The organism is Shewanella litoralis, assembly GCF_009828585.1.
GTDB classification, from domain to species: Bacteria; Pseudomonadota; Gammaproteobacteria; order Enterobacterales; family Shewanellaceae; genus Shewanella; species Shewanella litoralis.
Genome location: NZ_WSRZ01000014.1, coordinates 22,006 through 39,969, shown reverse-complemented (window position 1 = coordinate 39,969; position 17,964 = coordinate 22,006). Strand labels below are relative to the sequence as shown.

The 17,964-nt window shown below is 40.3% G+C and carries 14 protein-coding genes; all 14 read left to right on the top strand.

From position 1 onward, the window contains the following. Positions 1–5: 5 nt before the first annotated feature. The 14 genes from tssE (at position 6) to GQA99_RS12255 (ending at position 17,801) form a co-directional block, all read left to right on the top strand. Positions 6–470, top strand: coding sequence for a type VI secretion system baseplate subunit TssE (gene tssE, locus GQA99_RS12320; protein WP_160054182.1), 465 nt, complete (start codon positions 6–8; stop codon positions 468–470). After that, complete coding sequence (gene tssF, locus GQA99_RS12315; protein ID WP_160054181.1) at positions 467–2,296, top strand: type VI secretion system baseplate subunit TssF; 1,830 nt, start codon at positions 467–469, stop codon at positions 2,294–2,296. Before tssE ends, tssF begins: the two co-directional genes overlap by 4 nt. Next, the gene (tssG, locus tag GQA99_RS12310; protein WP_160054180.1) at positions 2,293–3,300 is read left to right on the top strand and encodes a type VI secretion system baseplate subunit TssG; all 1,008 of its coding nucleotides are present in this window, start codon (positions 2,293–2,295) and stop codon (positions 3,298–3,300) included. Before tssF ends, tssG begins: the two co-directional genes overlap by 4 nt. Positions 3,301–3,319: 19 nt before the next feature. Further along, positions 3,320–5,926 (top strand): type VI secretion system ATPase TssH, encoded by a 2,607-nt coding sequence (tssH, locus tag GQA99_RS12305; RefSeq protein ID WP_160054179.1) that lies wholly within the window; start codon positions 3,320–3,322, stop codon positions 5,924–5,926. A gap of 359 nt (positions 5,927–6,285) precedes the next feature. Further along, positions 6,286–6,765 carry an Hcp family type VI secretion system effector gene (locus tag GQA99_RS12300; RefSeq protein ID WP_160054178.1) on the top strand — a complete coding sequence of 160 codons (480 nt, stop codon included), beginning with the start codon at positions 6,286–6,288 and terminating at the stop codon, positions 6,763–6,765. Positions 6,766–6,837: 72 nt separating this feature from the next. Beyond that, positions 6,838–8,694 (top strand): type VI secretion system tip protein TssI/VgrG, encoded by a 1,857-nt coding sequence (gene tssI / locus GQA99_RS12295; protein ID WP_160054177.1) that lies wholly within the window; start codon positions 6,838–6,840, stop codon positions 8,692–8,694. A 2-nt stretch (positions 8,695–8,696) separates the two neighbouring features. Then, positions 8,697–9,050: a hypothetical protein gene (locus GQA99_RS12290; RefSeq protein WP_160054176.1), complete on the top strand. Its 354-nt coding sequence runs from the start codon at positions 8,697–8,699 to the stop codon at positions 9,048–9,050. Between the two features lie 41 nt (positions 9,051–9,091). Beyond that, a complete protein-coding gene (locus tag GQA99_RS12285) occupies positions 9,092–9,382 on the top strand; it encodes a PAAR domain-containing protein (RefSeq protein WP_160054175.1) in 291 nt (96 codons plus the stop codon). Between the two features lie 21 nt (positions 9,383–9,403). Continuing rightward, complete coding sequence (locus GQA99_RS12280; RefSeq protein ID WP_160054174.1) at positions 9,404–10,504, top strand: hypothetical protein; 1,101 nt, start codon at positions 9,404–9,406, stop codon at positions 10,502–10,504. A 23-nt stretch (positions 10,505–10,527) separates the two neighbouring features. Further along, entirely contained in the window at positions 10,528–11,445 is a 918-nt protein-coding gene (locus GQA99_RS12275) for a hypothetical protein (RefSeq protein WP_160054173.1), read from the top strand. Positions 11,446–11,451: 6 nt separating this feature from the next. Next, on the top strand, positions 11,452–15,969 hold the full coding sequence (locus tag GQA99_RS12270; protein ID WP_160054172.1) for an RHS repeat-associated core domain-containing protein: 4,518 nt from the start codon (positions 11,452–11,454) through the stop codon (positions 15,967–15,969). Beyond that, complete coding sequence (locus tag GQA99_RS12265) at positions 15,966–16,433, top strand: hypothetical protein (protein WP_160054171.1); 468 nt, start codon at positions 15,966–15,968, stop codon at positions 16,431–16,433. The genes GQA99_RS12270 and GQA99_RS12265 overlap by 4 nt, the downstream gene beginning before the upstream one ends. Positions 16,434–16,461: 28 nt before the next feature. Further along, positions 16,462–17,358: an NlpC/P60 family protein gene (locus GQA99_RS12260; protein ID WP_206194578.1), complete on the top strand. Its 897-nt coding sequence runs from the start codon at positions 16,462–16,464 to the stop codon at positions 17,356–17,358. Beyond that, a complete protein-coding gene (locus GQA99_RS12255) occupies positions 17,358–17,801 on the top strand; it encodes a hypothetical protein (protein WP_160054170.1) in 444 nt (147 codons plus the stop codon). The genes GQA99_RS12260 and GQA99_RS12255 overlap by 1 nt, the downstream gene beginning before the upstream one ends. Positions 17,802–17,964: the final 163 nt, after the last annotated feature.

Here is a 17,964-nt window from a genome sequence, read left to right as displayed (position 1 = left end):
CTATAATGGCGTCGATTTTAGACCGATTAATAGATGATGCACCAGATGAGCAAGATGTTAAAGACAGTCATAGAGGTCTTAATTTACGCCAATTAAGGTCTAACGTGCGTCGTGATTTAGAGAATCTGTTAAATGCTAAGTTGCAATGGCAAACGTGGCCAGAGCATCTCACTGAGCTAGACCATTCATTGATGAATTATGGTCTACGAGATTTTTCATCGATGCCGGTGGCTAGTTTGGATGGTCGTCAACTTTTGTGTAAACAAATTGCCGATACCATAAAGCGTTTTGAACCTAGGTTTTTAGAAGTCATGGTTGAAGCTGTCGACAACGAACAACCGCTAGATCGAGTGTTAAGACTTAAAATAAATGCGTTGTTATTTGCAGATCCAGAGCCTGAATATATTACATTTGACTCTGAGGTCGAGCCGGTACATTTAGCGATGATTGTTAATGAGGGAATACTGTGAATCAAGAATTGTTGGAGTATTACAACCGTGAGCTGGCTTTTATTCGCCATATGGGCGCTGAGTTTGCTGAGCAATACCCTAAAGTGGCTGGCCGACTTCGTTTAAGTGATGAACATGTTGAAGACCCGCATGTTTCTCGATTAATCGAAGCGTTTTCTCTGCTCACGGCCCAAATTAGACAGAAACTTGATGACAGTTTTCCTGAACTGACAGAGGCATTACTAGGCCAGTTGTATCCTGACTATCAAGCGCCTATTCCATCGATGTCAGTGATTAAGGTGACTACTGAAAACCTATCAACAACCGGAGTTACATTACCTCGTCTAACCAAAGTTGATACTCAAGTTGAGGGGATGAAAACCTGTCATTTTCAAACCTGTTATGACATGAAATTATGGCCTATTGAAGTGCAAGCGGTTCAATTTCAAAATGCACCGTTTAATGCTCCAGAGCCACAATGGCCTGAACGTGCGAAAGCGATTATAAAATTAGATATAGCGGCTGAATTTGAAGAAGTCAGCATGCCAAGTCTCGGTATTAATAAATTACGCTTTTTCTTAAACGGCCAAGATCATCAAACGTTCCAGCTTTATCAATTATTATTTGAACACAGCCTTGGGTTTGCGTTAGTCAACGACAAGCAAACAGTGTGTAAATTTTTAACGAAAAGACATTTAAAATCTGTTGGATTTGAAGATGACCAGCAAGTCATACCTTACAGTCAACGTAGCAGCGCAGGTTATCGATTATTACTTGAGAACTTTATTTTTCCTGAGAAGTTTTTATTTTTTGATATTGATGATCTAGGTGATTGCTGGCAAGGCATTGACGATAAATTCTCAATATATATTTATCTCAAAGAAGGTTCACCAGACTTAGAAAAACAGGTTACAGCGAGCCATTTTTTACTGGGATGCACACCGGTAATCAACTTGTTTGAACAAAAATTAGAGCCGGTCAGCATTGATGCATCGCAATACGAATACAAATTAGCCGCTCGCTATTCTGATTCTGAAGTAACCGAAATTATTAATGTTCAAGACGTTATTGCTTATGACCCTAAAGACAATAAAGTCGACGTTACGCCATTTTATGGTGAGTCTCATCCTCAATATTTAGGCCATAGTAACTTGTTTTGGCATGTGAGACGTGCGTCAGCAAGTTGGTCAGGTGGCTATACTGAACTTGGCACTGAATCATTTTTGTCGTTAGTCGATCATAACTTTAAAGGCTTTAAGGCTGAAGAAGATTACGGCGCGTGGATCCTGAGTATTAAGGCGCAATGCAGCAATCGCAATTTACCTGCACATCTTCCGTTTGGTACCAATGAACCTAAAATGTTTGTCCCCGAACGTGCCGATATTATTAAGCATGTTAAATGTCTACTTGCGCCGACATTACCCGTTCGCGCAGCGCTGAGTGACGCGTCACGTTGGCAACTGGTTACCCATTTATCGATTGACAGTTTTAGTGGCAAAGATGCCCTCAACAATTTGAAAGAAACGCTCAAGTTATATGATTTTAAGTGTTCACCTGAAAATAAGAACTTAATTGAGAATATCCATTTTGTTGAAGTTAAACCTGATACAGCACGTGTTAATCAACATGGTAGAGTCAGTTTTTGCAGTGGAAGTCATATAGAAATTACCTTTATTAAAGATCACTACTCAGGTAGTGGGGTGTTTTTCTTTTGTACTGTTTTAGATCATTTCTTTGCTCAGTTTGCGGCCATAAATAGTTTTACTCGACTGAGTATGCGCTTTAAAGACCAAAATTCGGTTGCTTATACATGGCCTGCTCGTGCTGGCCAAAGGCCGTTATTATGATGCCTGATATGATCCATGAGCAGTTACAGGCCATTATTGAAGCACCTACCGAGCATGATTTTTATCAAGCGGTTTATCAGTTTCAACAGCAATTAGCACAAGGCAGAGAGCAAGGTTATAAGGTGGGGTATGACGCTATTCCTCAACAGGAATTATTGCGTTTTAAATCTGATCAACACCTTGGTTTTCCAGGTCAAGCAATCAGTGACGTTGTGGTTAAGACTCAAAATAAAAATAAACAATTAACGGCAGATATGCATGTATCTTTTATGGGACTAACCGGCCCAAGCGGTGTTTTACCCTCGCATTACACAGAACTATTACTAGAGCGCTTAAGGCTTAAAGATACTGGAATGCGTGATTTTTATGATTTATTTAACCATCGACTCATTTCGTTGTTTTATCGTGCTTGGGAAAAATACCGGTTTTCGGTTAATTATCAATCTTCAGCAACAGGTAAAGCAGACAGTTTTACCCATGTATTAAGCCTATTAAGTGGAAAAAAATCACTTAACCGATACTACAGCGGTTTTCATCATACCAAAACGCCTAGTGCTGAATCGCTTAGAAGAATGCTCAACGATTTTACCGGTTGCCAAGTTGATGTGATGTCGTTTCAAGGCCGCTGGCAGCCGTTAGCTAGAACAGAGCAAACGAGGATGGCCAGCAGAAGCATGCCCGAAGGGCAATATGCCCGTATGGGTGTTGATGCCAGTATGGGGAGCCGTATTTGGGATATCAATTCAAATATCAGTATTCATATAAAGCCTAAAGAGGGGAGCAATGTAAACCGCTTTATGCCAGGTGCTGCCAGCTATGAATCACTTAAATCGTTGGTGTCGGGGTATTTAGGTCATTCTGTTAAATACAAAATATTTTTAGAGATAAAACAGCAAGATGCACCTACCGCTCAACTGTCTAAGTCTGCGATAGGACTGGGATTAGGCTGTGGCTTAATGAGCCGAGCCGTGCATGCACAACAAACAAAAAGTTTAATGATTTAATTAATAAAGGACTATGAATATGTCAGCGATGACTTTAAGTAAATTAGTTGGGAAACTTAACCCAACATGTCGTAAATCTTTAGAAACTGCTGCCAGTGTATGCCATAGCCGCAGTCAATTTAGTGTCGAAATTGAACATTGGCTGCTCGCTTTATTAGAAAGTGACTCTGGTGATTTAGATATCGTTATGGCGAGTTTTTCTGTACAAAAAGATCAACTCATTAGTGATATTAGACAAGGGCTCGAAAAGTTTAAAACAGGCAACAGTGCTGCACCCAGTTTGTCGCCGCACATTGTCAGTTTATTGCGCCAAACCTGGTTAAACACCAGTATTGAATTTAATGATAATGAAATAAGAAGCGCATACCTGATTTTTACATTACTGACTGACGATTCATTAAACTCATTAGTCTCTCGTTCGGCAAAGCAATTATTAAAAATAGATCCTGCACAACTTAGGCATGCTTGGCCACAGTTGGCCCGTCAATCGACAGAGCATAAAGTGTCAAGTACTGACATTGAAGAAACACAGGCAATGCAAACTACACCAAGTAAAACGCCTAGTTTGGATCAATTTACACAAAACCTAACGGAACAAGCTGAAAACGGTAAAATTGACCCTATTCTTGGCCGCGACAATGAAATAAGACAGATGATAGATATTTTGACTCGTCGTCGCCAAAACAACCCTATTTTAACCGGTGAAGCCGGTGTGGGTAAAACTGCCGTTGTTGAAGGGTTAGCCCTTAAGATTGCCCAGAAAGAAGTGCCAGCAGCATTGCAAAATGTACGCATTCACGTGCTTGATTTGGCTTTGTTACAAGCAGGTGCAGGCGTAAAAGGTGAGTTCGAAAACCGTTTAAAAGCTTTAATAAATGAAGTAAAACTGTCAGTTAAACCTATTGTTCTCTTTATTGATGAAGCACACACAATGATAGGCAGTGGTGGTCAAGCGGGTCAAAATGATGCTGCTAATTTACTGAAACCCGCTTTAGCGCGCGGAGAGTTGCGCACTATCGCTGCGACGACTTGGGCTGAATATAAAAAGTTTTTTGAAAAAGATGCCGCGTTAACCCGTCGTTTTCAGGTTGTCAAAATTGAAGAGCCTTCACCAGAACAAGCCATCGGAATGATGCGTGGATTGTTACCGGTTATGGAAGGACATCATAAAATTCTGGTTTCTGATCAAGCTTTATGTGCTGCAGTAAACTTATCGCATCGTTATATTACAGGGCGTCAATTGCCAGATAAAGCGGTGAGTTTGTTAGACACCGCTTGCGCGCGCGTTGCAATGAGTCAGGCTTCTATGCCGGGTATGGTTGAGTCTTTACAAAGACAAATCCAACAGTTAGAAACGCAAATCAATATTCTCACCCGTGAGCAAAAAACGGGTACAGATCACAACAAAACAATAACTGAGTTAACGAAAAAACATAAATTATTGACGAAAGATTTAGCACCATTAACGCTTCAATGGCAGGCAGAATTAGTCACAGTTCAACAAATTGCTGAGTTAGTGAGTCAAATTCAAAGTTCAAAGGAAGACACCGCGCCTCTTCTGGCCCAGTTAACAGAACTTAAAGCAGAACTTTCAGCAAATAAGCACCCAATGGTGCATTGGCAAGTCGATGAGCAACTGGTTGCTGAAGTCATTTCAGACTGGACGGGTATTCCTGCAGGCAAAATGCAGGATGATGAAATTAAAACCATTTTAAACCTAAAAGACACTATGGCCAAACGAGTCATTGGTCAGGATCATGCTTTAGATTTAATTGCTAAAACGGTGCAGACATCTCGAGCACAACTAGGCGATGAAAAGCGTCCAATTGGTGTGTTCCTACTGGCAGGTCCTAGCGGTGTAGGTAAAACAGAAACGGCATTAACATTAGCTGAGCAAGTATACGGCAGTGAAGATAATGTCACCGTGATCAACATGTCTGAATTTAAAGAAGAACATAAAGTCTCATTACTTTTAGGGTCACCTCCAGGGTACGTTGGTTATGGTGAAGGTGGCGTGCTGACTGAAGCCGTACGTCGTAAACCATATAGTGTTATTTTGCTCGATGAAATGGAGAAAGCTCACCCAGGCGTGCAAGATATTTTTTATCAGGTTTTTGATAAAGGCACGATTAAAGATGGGGAAGGGCGTGATATCGATTTTAAAAATACCATTATCATTATGACCTCTAATGCGGGAACCGATACCACTATGGCATTGTTTGAAGATGAGCAGATTGCGCCTTCGATAAGCGGTTTACGTAAGGCTCTTCAAGATGATTTGCTGAGTTATTTCAAGCCAGCCTTCCTAGGTCGTTTGAACGTTATTCCATACATACCATTGACGCAAGAAATGCTGAGCGAGATCACCAAACTGCAATTACAGCGGGTAGGTCATCGTCTTGCTGACCATTATCAAGCTAAGTTTAGTTACAGTGATGACGTTGTGAGTCAAATTGTGTCTATGTGCCAAGATGCAGGTTCTGGCGCTCGTAATGTTCATAATATTTTACAAAATACAATGCTGCCGGATCTTTCTATCAAAATATTACAGAATATGGCTAACAATAAGAAAACGGCGAATGTAAAAGTGAATGTCGTTAAAGAAGAATTTGTATATAAAATTTAGCGATAGAATGATTAAAAAAACTAATACCTATTATAAAGTATTAGTTTTATATTTTACACATCAATATATACGTTAGGACTCATCAGGTATATACCCTAAATGATGTGTTCTAATTATATTTGATGTGTATTATTAATAACAATCAAAATATTATTTATCACAAGGGATAGTTGATTATCAAAAAAGCTTTGATATAATCTTCCCGCTAATTACGACACTCACTATATTTGAATGGATAATGCAGTTGAGTATTATTTGTTGGTAAGTGCATTTTTAATAAATTGAAATATTAAGTTTAAATTATTGAACTTATAAAACTGTCCATTAATGGATGACATTACGCAAAAGGAGCATTACTAATGCAAGCGAATACATATTTAAACTATGAAGGCATCAAAGGCGAAACTACAGCTGAAGAATTCAAAGACATGATTACTGTGTTATCAGTCGATTGGAACATCAGCCGTGAGATTACTTCTTTCACTGGTACTGCTAAAGACCGTGAAGCAAGTGCAACTCGTTTAGGTGATGTGACCATTACTAAATTACAAGATAATGCTTCTACTGACATCTTCAAAGAAGCGACTATCGGTAAAGGTAAAAAAGCGGTTTTCCACATCACTAAGCAAGGTGACAAAATCGAAGAAATCATGCAAATCGAATTAACTGATGCAATGATTTCAAGCTACAGCGTTTCAGTTCATGGTGACCGTCCTGTAGAGACCATCACTATCAGCTACACTGAGATGATGATGGCTGTTACGCCAACTGATGATAAAAATAACATTACTGCAGCGCTACGTTATGGCTACAGCGGTGTTAAAGGTCAACAAATGTAATCTGTTTGTGATCTTTATCTTGGGGGAACTTGTTTCCCCCAAGATCTTTATTCTTAAAGACTGAGGCAAGGAATGCTTAAGGCCACTCAAAAAAATAATATTATCAGTATCGCGACGCCATTAGGTAAGGATACCCTGTACCTAACGCATTTTACTGCCACCGAAGCCATTTCTCAGTTATTTTCAATCAGCGTGACGATGTTTACTGTTGGTACTCAGATTAGCCTCGACAGTCTTGTCGGTAAAAGTGTTTCTGTCACTTTGCGTAATGCGGAAAGTAACGGTGCGGTAAGGTATTTTCATGGTGTAGTAAGCCATCTCGAATCTGCAGGAATGCGGACCGCGGCTTCTGACGATGCACAAAACTATATCGATTACCAGGCTGTTATCGTGCCTCAAATGGCATTGATGAAGAAACGCAGCAATTGTCGTATTTTTCAAAATAAGTCAGTCATTGATATCATTACAGACTTATTTGGTCAGCATAAAGTCGAATTTCAAAACAAAACAACCAGTTCATACCCCAAGTATGAATACTGCGTACAGTATTTAGAGTCTGATTTAGATTTTGTATGTCGATTATTACAGCAAGAAGGCATTTTCTTCTTTTTTGAGCACAGCCTTAGTGCTCACACGTTAGTTCTTGCTGATGACATTAATGCTTATAAACCTTGTGCCGAAGATAAAGTTCGCTGTTTCTCGGGGCATTTAGCCGAGTCGCATATATCACACTGGCAAGGTGGTATGAGTATGGTCAGCGGTGGTTTTATTCAAAAAGGTTACGATTACGAACAACCTAAACTCTATCCTTCAGGTAATCACAGTAACAGTCATCTTCCTGAGCAAAATGCATTAGAAGTCTATGACTATTTAGGCGAGTCTGAATTTAATAAACGTCCACAACCCTTTGCTAATAACCAGCTTGAAGCGCTACAGAAAGACATGAACAAGTGCAGCGGCCAAGGTGATTGTCGTAGTTTTATGGTAGGTAAATTCTTTACCTTTAAAGATCATGAAAACGTAGCTTATAAAGGTAAGAGCTTTGTGTTGAGTTCATTGAGAACCTCTGCAACTCAACCTAATCAATCAGGCGCGAGTCAATCGGCATCAGGAAGCGTTTATCAAAACGATTTTGAATGTGTGCCCAAAAATACCCCATATCGCCCTCAACTTCATTTGCGTAAACCCTTAATCAATGGTGTTCAAACCGCTGTGGTGACAGGTGAACCAGGTGATGAGCAACATATTGATAAATTTGGCCGAGTAAAAGTGCAATTCCATTGGGATCGTGAAGGTGAATTTAACAGTAAAAGTTCATGTTGGATCCGCGTCGCTCAAAGTTGGGCGGGTAACAAATGGGGCGCATTTTTCTTCCCGCGAGTCGGTCAAGAAGTTTTAGTTGAATTCATTAATGGCGACCCCGATCAGCCTATCATTAGTGGTGCAGTGTATAACGCAGATTTAATGCCGCCATACGCATTACCCGCTAAAAAAACGCAGTCTGGTATTAAAACTCACAGCACCAAAGATGGCGGGGCAGATAATTTTAATGAGTTACGCTTTGATGATGAAAAAGGCAAAGAGTTACTGTTTCTTCAAGCCGAAAAAGATCATCTGCTAAATGTTAAGCACGATCAAAAAGACACCATAGGCAATGACAGATTTACCGATATCGTTAATAACGATAACGTAAAAATTGGTCACGACCGATTAGAAGATATCGCCAATAACGACAGTTTAAAAGTGGGTAAAGTACTCAATATCGAAGCCGGTAAAGAGATAGTCATTAAAACCGGCAGTGCATCGATTAAAATGAGCAGCGACGGTTCGATTTCTATTGAGGGTACTAACATTACGATTAAAGGGACTAACGTTAAGGTTAATGGAACCAGTATCGCCTTAAAAGCGGCTCAAATTAAGTTGAACTAGCCATGTCATTAAGCCGTTACCCTGGAGTAGGTTTGTTAGGGCCATTTTGTCGAGGTCATGAAATAACTTGTCAATTTGGTTATCGACATTTAATTTGTAAGCCCGTCGATAAACCGCAAGATCCACTGCTCAATCCCCCTAATATAACGTTATGGGTGAGTGCCACTTATGGTGAGCAATTTTTAGTCAATCGACACAGCTGGAAAAACTCACCAGAGTTACTGAGTCTGATTTATTGTTACTTGCATAACGATACCTATGTTGCGATACAGCATCCTGAAGCACACATGATTAATGCCATTGCGATGGCATTTGAGCAACGCTCTTTATTAGTCATCCCTTTAGATAGCGAGTAAGCCTCACTTTAATTGCAGCACGACAAGTAAAGGAATATTTGATGGGAATGCCAGCCGCGACAATTTCATGCATGCACCTTTGTCCTAAAACCAATCCAGGACCCGTTCCACACGTTGGCGGTCCCATAATCATGGGCTCTGGTAATGTACTGATTGGCTCGTTACCTGCCGCGCGTAAAGGTGACAAATTAATTTGCGTTGGCCCACCAGATACCATTAATGCAGGCTCGAGTTCTGTACTCATTAATGGTAAACCAGCCGCTAGGATGGGGGATGGCACCGCACATGGAGGGAAAATTATAGTAGGTAATCCTACTGTAATGATTGGTTAGTATGAACAAGGATTGTGTTTAATGAATTTGATTGATAGTTTTAATCTTCTATTGGCTCAACGACAAGTGATGTTGTCGTCGTTTCAGTGTATGCCAAAAAACGTTGAAGATAACACTCAATCGCTATTGGTCATTTTGAATATGATCCAGCAAAAAAACGATATTGCCTGGCCATTACTGAATGCCAAAAATCGCAGTGAAATTATTGATGCCTTTGTCACCGATAAGCGTTACAGCCTAATAGATAAAGTGGTTATTCTGCCTTTATTATTAAAAATCCACCTTAAAAATCAGGTCCTTGAGCAAGTTAATATTATTCAAACACTGTTTGCGAGTCATCTACTTGACACGGGTCAGTGCGGTTCAACTTTTGCATTCATGGCGAGTCAACTTGAGTTTGATAAGGTTAACTTTACGGCAAGTAACAAAACCCCTGAGCAAATTCAGCAATATATTTTATTTTGTATTTATCAAGGCAAGCGGTTAAAGCGCACCGATGGTATAGACACACCTCATTCATCACGTTCGACTCTGACGTCGTTGTATCTCGAAATGCTGATGATAAACATCCATGATCCTCTAAAGATTTATCGTTTATTTAGTGAGCTAGACTATTGCCATAGTGCGCTGTTTGAAGTGTTTATCACTTCATTAGACGAACCGATGGTAACCCAAGTGTTTAACTTAATGAGCCAAAATACCGATTTAACCTTACGGGTTATTGAGTTAATGGGGTATTCAGGATTTAGCCAGTTTGTACCGTTTTTAGCCCGCGCCATGCAGCAGCCAACTCAAACATTAATCGCTTTTCGTTCTTTGCGAACCATATTAGGAGCAGAACTGGATCAAGCTGTACCTTATCAATGGCAATTTGAAGAAGACGAAGCTGAACGTTGTGAGTACTTACAGTTTTATAGTGCTAAATTATTACATCGTTGGATGTTACTCGCCCCCAAAATTCCAGAGGTCAGGTTAATCAACGGCATAGAAGTCAACGTTGCCAGTATTGATAAAATCATTAACAACTCGAGTCCTGTTCATCAAAAAGTCGCTTTTTTACATAAGCTTAGACTTAAAAATGTCGTCAATATAACACCTCAGCGTGCGAAGATCGCCTTATGATAATGCATGCAAAGGCATTGAGTATGATTGTTGGTCCATACGAAGACCCACAACACTTGATTAACTTGCCATTCTCGCAAGCGCTCGACTTTGATTCTCAATTGTCTGACGGGCAACATGTTGCATCGGTCATGGCAAAAGGTCTTGCAACCGAGTCTGTTTTAGCGCGTTTGAGTGATATGCTGTGTAAGTTACCGATTAGCAATGAAACCCTATTTCAGCCTTATTGTCATCAACCTGTTTTTTGGATTTTACCTCATTTAGACAAACAGCAACTGGTTGAATGGGTTGCGCATATACATTCGTTATTCCCTTATTGTTTTGCACATCCACAGAGTCGTTTTTTTTCGATGGGCAGCGCCGGTTTTTTATCTGCGTTAAGCGCATTAAAGGCAATAGACGCGGATAACGCCTCTGCAACCTTTATAGCCGTTGATAGTCTGTTTATCGATATGGCTCATTTTAGCCAAAACAATGAGCTTATTTCACAACAACAAGATTGTGGCCGGTGTCCCGCAGAAGCCGTTATTATGGCGAGTATCAATCTCGCCACAGACGGCTTACAACTTGTCGATTTATTTCAAGAATCATGCAGCACTGTACAGCAAACACAAACCATAAAAACCTTGTTTGATCGTGCTTGTCAGGTTGAAGGTGTAGAGGTACTGGCGCAACTTTATTTACCCGGTAACCATACGACGGCGATAGAAAGCTGGCTAAATGCATATGAACAATTAGCTGGCAAAATTGATCAAGACACCCAATTAACCCAATCTAACTATTTTACCGGTGATATTGGCAGTGTCGCAGGGCTATACAATTTTTTACACCTTTATAACCGTTATCATCAACAACAGATCACTGGAACCAGCTTACAACTTGAAGTATCTCAACAACTTCATCTAGGTTTGGCAATGTACTCATGGATAGAGAAGGCATAAACGAACATGACGGTCAGTAATTTCTATTTTAAAGGTCATAACCGTTTTATCGTTATTGCACCTGCCAGTGTGTCTACCCCTGGAGGTTTTCAGCTACTCACATTTGATCAGACTGAAAATATCGGTACGATTATTAATGAGATTTCGCCTCATATAGTCCGAGATCGCAATGCACTCATCCATGCGCGAAGTTTATTGATGAATGCAGGCGTAAATGTCACCTTAAGGCCTAGAGATATTACCCTAAAACTCTGTGACATTATTGATCGTAATTTGCTCCGAGTTTACGTAGAAACGCCTAAGCAACAGATTCAGCATTCAACTGAAACCGCTTCAATTGGGGCAACGTCTACTAATCAAAGCACGCCAACAACCAGTAAAGGTAAGCAGACTTCAGCATCGGTGCAATCTGGAACTGTTGTTAACAGTACCCAGACAGAAGTCAGTATAGATAAACAAGAGTGCCGCAGTGATCCTGTGTCAATGCTCAGTGGTGAAGAGATACTACCGCTGATTGATTTTGAGCTTAATGGCTTAATGCCGCTAACGTGGCGTCGTTTGTATCGTTCGAGCAAAATTCTCAACAATGTTGGTATGGGTTACGGTTGGCGACATAACTTTTGTGTACAACTCGAAAGTCAATATCAAGCCCCTCCTAAAGTGGGTCCTAAAAAACCGGGTAAATACTGGTTTGAATTAACCGATGACGAAGGCCGAGTGCATCACTTTGATGCTGTTAAGCGCGGACAAACCAGTATTCAGCTTACTACTGGCTGGTCACTGGTACATCAAGCCGATGGCCGCCATGTATTAATTAAACCAGATGACAGCCATTGGGCCTTCGTACAAAAAAAACTAGCGGGTAAAGATGTTTGGCAGTTAGAGACCATTAGTAATCATCAAGGTCAGTATTTTCAACTTTACTATGACCAATATGGCCGTTTAGCCCAAATCACTAGCGGGCCTAAGCGTGGTGTGCTGCTGTTTTATAATGCACAAAGCAATTTATTAAAAGTCGCTTCGTATATGTTAGACAGTGATGGTAAAAGACAAGTACATCAGAATTTGTTGGCTAGCTATCAATACGATGATGCTCAAGCGCTGATTGCCGCCACTGACAGTTATGGTCGAGTAGAGCGCTACAGCTATGTTAAAGTTAAATCGGTAGATATTACGCCCGATAGCGATCATCAATACAGCCCAAAAAGCACCACGTATTTATTACAACGCCGCACCCGCGCCTCAGGCTTTAGCCATCACTTTGCCTGGGACGGGCAAGATCACCTAGCCAAGTGTGTAGAACAATGGGGTGATGACGATATTTATCATTATCACTTTGAATATACCGCCCTTGCTCAAGGGGTAAAAAGTAGCTGCGTTGACTCATTAGGACACCGTGAAAGCTTTGTTCATAACTCGCAAGGTTTATTAACAGAGCATCAGAATGCCAATGGCACTATTATTCAGCACCAATACGACAGTGTCGGCCGTAAAGTCGCCACCATTGATGGCTGTGGTAATCGCATTCAATATCGTTATAACGCAGAAGGTCAATTACAAGCAGTTATTCAAGCCGATGGCGGTACCACACGATTTGAATATAATCGTTTAGGGCAACGTATCGTTACCCATGATCCAATTGGCCGAGTGGCTAAAAGGTACTACGATGCGACCGGACGACTGTTGTCTGAGCAACATTTTGATGGCCGTCAATTGCAATATCAATACAATGATGCAGGGCAGTTAACGCAAAAAGTCGATGTTAATGGCGTTGTTCATCGCTACCATTGGGACCGAGATGGTGAGTTACTGGCAACGCAAGTTGGTGATGCATTAACCCGTTTTAGCCATGACAAATTAGGCCGAGTTAACGCCACTATCGATCCCCAAGGTTTAGTGACCGAATTTATTCGTGACACTAAAGGCCTAATTGTTGAAAGTAAATCCTATTCGCAAGAGACGCAAGATAAACAAAACCAGCCTCAAGAAGTCATTAGTCATTATTATCAATACGATGATGCTGGACGTATTATTCGCCAGCGCCAACAGGCTGATGCTGCTGGTGAGCAAGAACTCCGTAACGATAGTGAGTACATTGATAACATTATCGACTATGACGGTTTAGCCCAACCGCGCCAACAAACCTTTGCCGATGGCAGTTGGCTGAAGTTTTTTTACGATAAAGAGCGTAACTTAAATCGCATCGAACGCAGTGACGGGGCGCAATACCGCATTGAATACACGCCAACTGAGCAACCTAAAACCTTAATTGGTTTTGATGGCCGTGAGCAACATTATCAATATGACGCGAATGACAAATTAGTTGCGGTTAACGACAGCGATATTCGTTTTGTTGAGCTCAAGCGTGATTCAATGGGACGAATTTGTCAGCAAAGTAGTCATGTAAAACTTGAGCCCAGTGCAACATCGGCATTACTTAACACCCAGAACTTTTATCAATATAATCAGATAGGGCAAATTACCCGCGCCCATAATCAACATCGAACAGTGCAGCAACACCTTGACGCTCAAGGGCGCATTAACAAGGTACAACAAAGCCAATGGCAACTTGACTATCAATATGATGACTCGGGCAACCGCAGTGGCTTAACGTTACCTGACGGGCAACAAATTGATTATCAATACAATAAAAACAGTCAATTAAGTGGCATTAGTTTTACAGACAACAGTCCATCGAAGCAGAGTATCTCGCTAGCGGATTATCACTATCTGCCATCGGGTTTATTGGATAAAACGATACAGGGCAATCAGCTTGAGCTCACTCATGCTTACGATGCTCATTCAAGATTAATTGAGCAGACATGGCAACATGCACTAAAAGAGACGCAATTATTTGAGTCCAGACGTTATCAATACGATAAACAGCACCAGTTGCAACGCTGTGAAATCGAGCAGGGTAAAGCTAGCGTCACTGATGGTCAATCTTCTGAACATATTAACCACAAACCAGAAGTTAAGCAGTTTAGCTATAACAAAATTAACCAGTTAATCAGTAATAGTATTTCAAGTTTGCCAGAGCAAAACGCTAATCGTGGCGATGGTCAATCAAATACTCGTCAGCAATATCAATGGGATGCTTTTGGTAACCCATTACAGGCTATTCGTACTAGTGATATTCAAATCCAGGCTGTAAGTGACAATCATGTTAGCGATAATGCAGCGGCTAACAGTCAAGCGGCTGAAACAGTAAGACCGAATAAAAATCTCAATGATGTAGTAGTAAACAACGACCGCTTAATGAGCATGGCGGGCATCGATTACCGCTATGACGCCAGTGGTAACCAAATCAGCCAAATCGGCACTGGCGATAAACAACAGCGCAGCTTTAATGGTTTAAACCAATTAGTGCAAATCAACGTTAATGGCAAGCTGACCCAATACGAATATGATGCATTAGGTCGTCGCAGTGCAAAAATTACTGAACTCAGTCGCACCGACTTTATTTGGGACAATCACCAGCTGATTGGCGAATGCACTTTAGGTGAATACACCTGGTACATTTATCAGCCTGATACTTTTACTCCAGTCGCACTCATTAAAGCTGGGCAGGTTTATTATTATCACCTAGACCAACTCGGCACACCGATTTGCTTGACTGATGAAAACACCCAAATTGTTTGGCGAAGCCAGCAAGATGTGTTCGGCCAGGCAATTGAAAGCACATCTATTAAAGGTAGATACATTGAAAATGCAGATGCTGGTCAGCAAGACAAGATAACTAACCCAATCCGTTTTCAAGGCCAATACTTTGATGACGAATCTGGTTTACACTACAACCGCTTTAGGTACTACAGCCCTCAACAAGCAAGATTCATCCATCAAGACCCTATTGGCTTAGTGGGCGGGATAAACCATTATCAATATGCGCCTAACCATGTGAACTGGGTGGATCCGTTTGGGCTGAGTTGTAAAGAGAATCGTTGGAATGTATTTCAGACAAACACAAGAGGGCATTTCAAGAATAGTAGTGAGGCCGCAGAAAGCTATAGAAAAGTAAAAGAAGTCGAGGCTATGGATAAGATAAATCGCCCTGATCCATCCTCTTATTTACCAGAATCTTATATAAATGCTCATATTCAACAATTTGTAATTGAAGGTGCCGGTTTTATAGTGATTCAAGGATGGATGGAAAATCCTGATTATCCAAATCTACCGCCTAGGAAATTTGGAGGACTTCGCTCTGAAATGGATTCAATTGTTAAAAAGTATCAAGCATCAGGTGGTGATTGGACCATATTACGAGACGAGCTTAGCTTAGGTGAAGGGGTTGACCTTTCCAAAGATGAAATTGCTTATATAGTAATCGATCCCGATGATTCAAGGGTTTCCTACGACATGCCCACAGGCAGAGAGGCAGGAGCTTATAAGAATGAGTGGGTTCCTGGGGGGAAAACTAAAGGAGGTATTACCGAAGCTGCTTTAGTCAACTCAGAAAAAATATTTCATAATAATGATATTAATGAACTTTCCAAACAATTTAGAGGCTCTAAAAAAATAAAATGATAAATAATAATTTTCAAAAAGCCATACAGAGTGGAAATGTCCATGATTTCTTTAGAGGCAAGGGATCATATTTTATATCAAGTCCTGATTATGATGGGCATGTGCATGGTGCTCAAATGGGAGGGGCTGCAAGGGTTTATGCTGAAGAGTCAAGAGAAAACTCAAAAGAATTTGATGAGTCTTTTTTAAATTTTTTAGATAACTTGGAGGTATCAGAAGAAGATCTTAACCATTTACTTGCCAACTTATCTTCGTATTGCGCTCAAAAAAGTAGAGGAGGCTTTACTTACAGCTTTCTTTTTGAAGATCAAAATGGACCTGAATGGGATTCTGTAAATCGCTATCTCAATGAGGTATCTAAATCACCTTTTTTTGAAAATGTTAAATCTCAAATTTCAAGACATGCTAATTTTCTTAATAAAAAGGGATATAGATTCCTCTCGCTTATTTTTGAGGGCTTATAAAAAGTGAGGAATAATAACAAGGCCATATATGGCACTACCTAATACAGTCATGATTAATCATGATCTTAGTTTTTTAGTTCTAAATATACAAAACAAGGAGGTTGCGATGTCATCAATAAAAATAACTCAAGCTGTCGGGCTGGGTGGAGTTAACAATCTAAACGATGTAAAAGCTGTACAAACGGCTTTAAATAAATTACTCAAATTCATTCATCCTACAAAATCATTAATTGTTGATGGCCGTTTAGGCTCTAGGCCTGAAAGCGCTAAAACTGTTGCTGCGATAAAGCTATTTCAAAGTAAAGTGCTCAACATGGTGCGACCAGACGGTAAAATTGACGTTAATGGTCGAACTCATCGAAAGATGAATGAAAAACTGTTAAGTGTAACGGTGCTTCCTAATGTAAATACCTCTTTAAACATGCCTGTAACTAATGCTTTCTGGATGAAAACAGCCATTAATGAGGTAGGTGAATCCGAAGTTGCGGGTACTAAAGCAAACCCTCAAATTTTAGAATACTTTAAGGCGTCTAAGTTTTGGGGAACTGATGACAGTGGTGGTCAAAATGCCTGGTGTGGCTCTTTTGTTGCTTGGGTGATGAAACAAAATAATTTTGAACCCGTGAAAAATGCTTTTAGAGCGAAATCGTGGATTGATTTTGGTAAACCCATAACTCAACCTGTTTACGGTGCTATAGGCATCAAATCAAGGCAAGGTGGTGGACACGTAGCGTTTGTTGTAGGGCAAAGCGTTGATGGTCAGTATTTGTTTATGCTTGGAGGTAATCAAAGTAATAGTGTGAAAGTTTCTAAGTATAAAAAAGAGGTATGGGATAATTTTGTTGTCCCTTCCAACTTTGATTCATCATCGGCCTCTTTACCTATTTATACTCAAACGTCATCGATTGCAGGAAGTGAAGCATAATGAAAAAAATAATAGTCATCCTATTCTTGTTAGTCGGTGTTATACATTCCGCAATAGCTCAAAGCGTCGTTTCATCAGAATTAAACGGTTTTATACAAGCAATCGAAAATGTTCATTATCTTGCTAAAATAAAAGTCACTAAAGTAGAAGTAACGGTCCAAGATGATGGATTAGAAAAGCAGGTTTATTTTGCTGACGTTCTTGATACATATAAAGGAGAATCTCACAAAAATATAACTTATGAGATGCTTGTCGAGCAAGGTGAGGATGTCGTTTTTAATTCGACTCCTGTTTATGTCGCACTATGTATAGATAGTACAGGAAACTACTACTGGCCCGGTACAGGCTCAGAATTCAAACTTTCAACAGCGATTGACTTATGGTTAGCTGAAAACAAAGAAAAATTGATAAATATGGACACTGTCGAAGGATGGTGTAAGTAACCTGAACTCGGGATAACAAAAGGTTTTCAAACAGCCCTTTGTCTAGCACCAGTATTAACTCAATAAACTTATCACTATAATATCTGACGCCTAATTTTATACCGAAATTAGTCTAAATCAACATCAACGCCATCAACGCCATCAACGCCATCAACTCCATCAA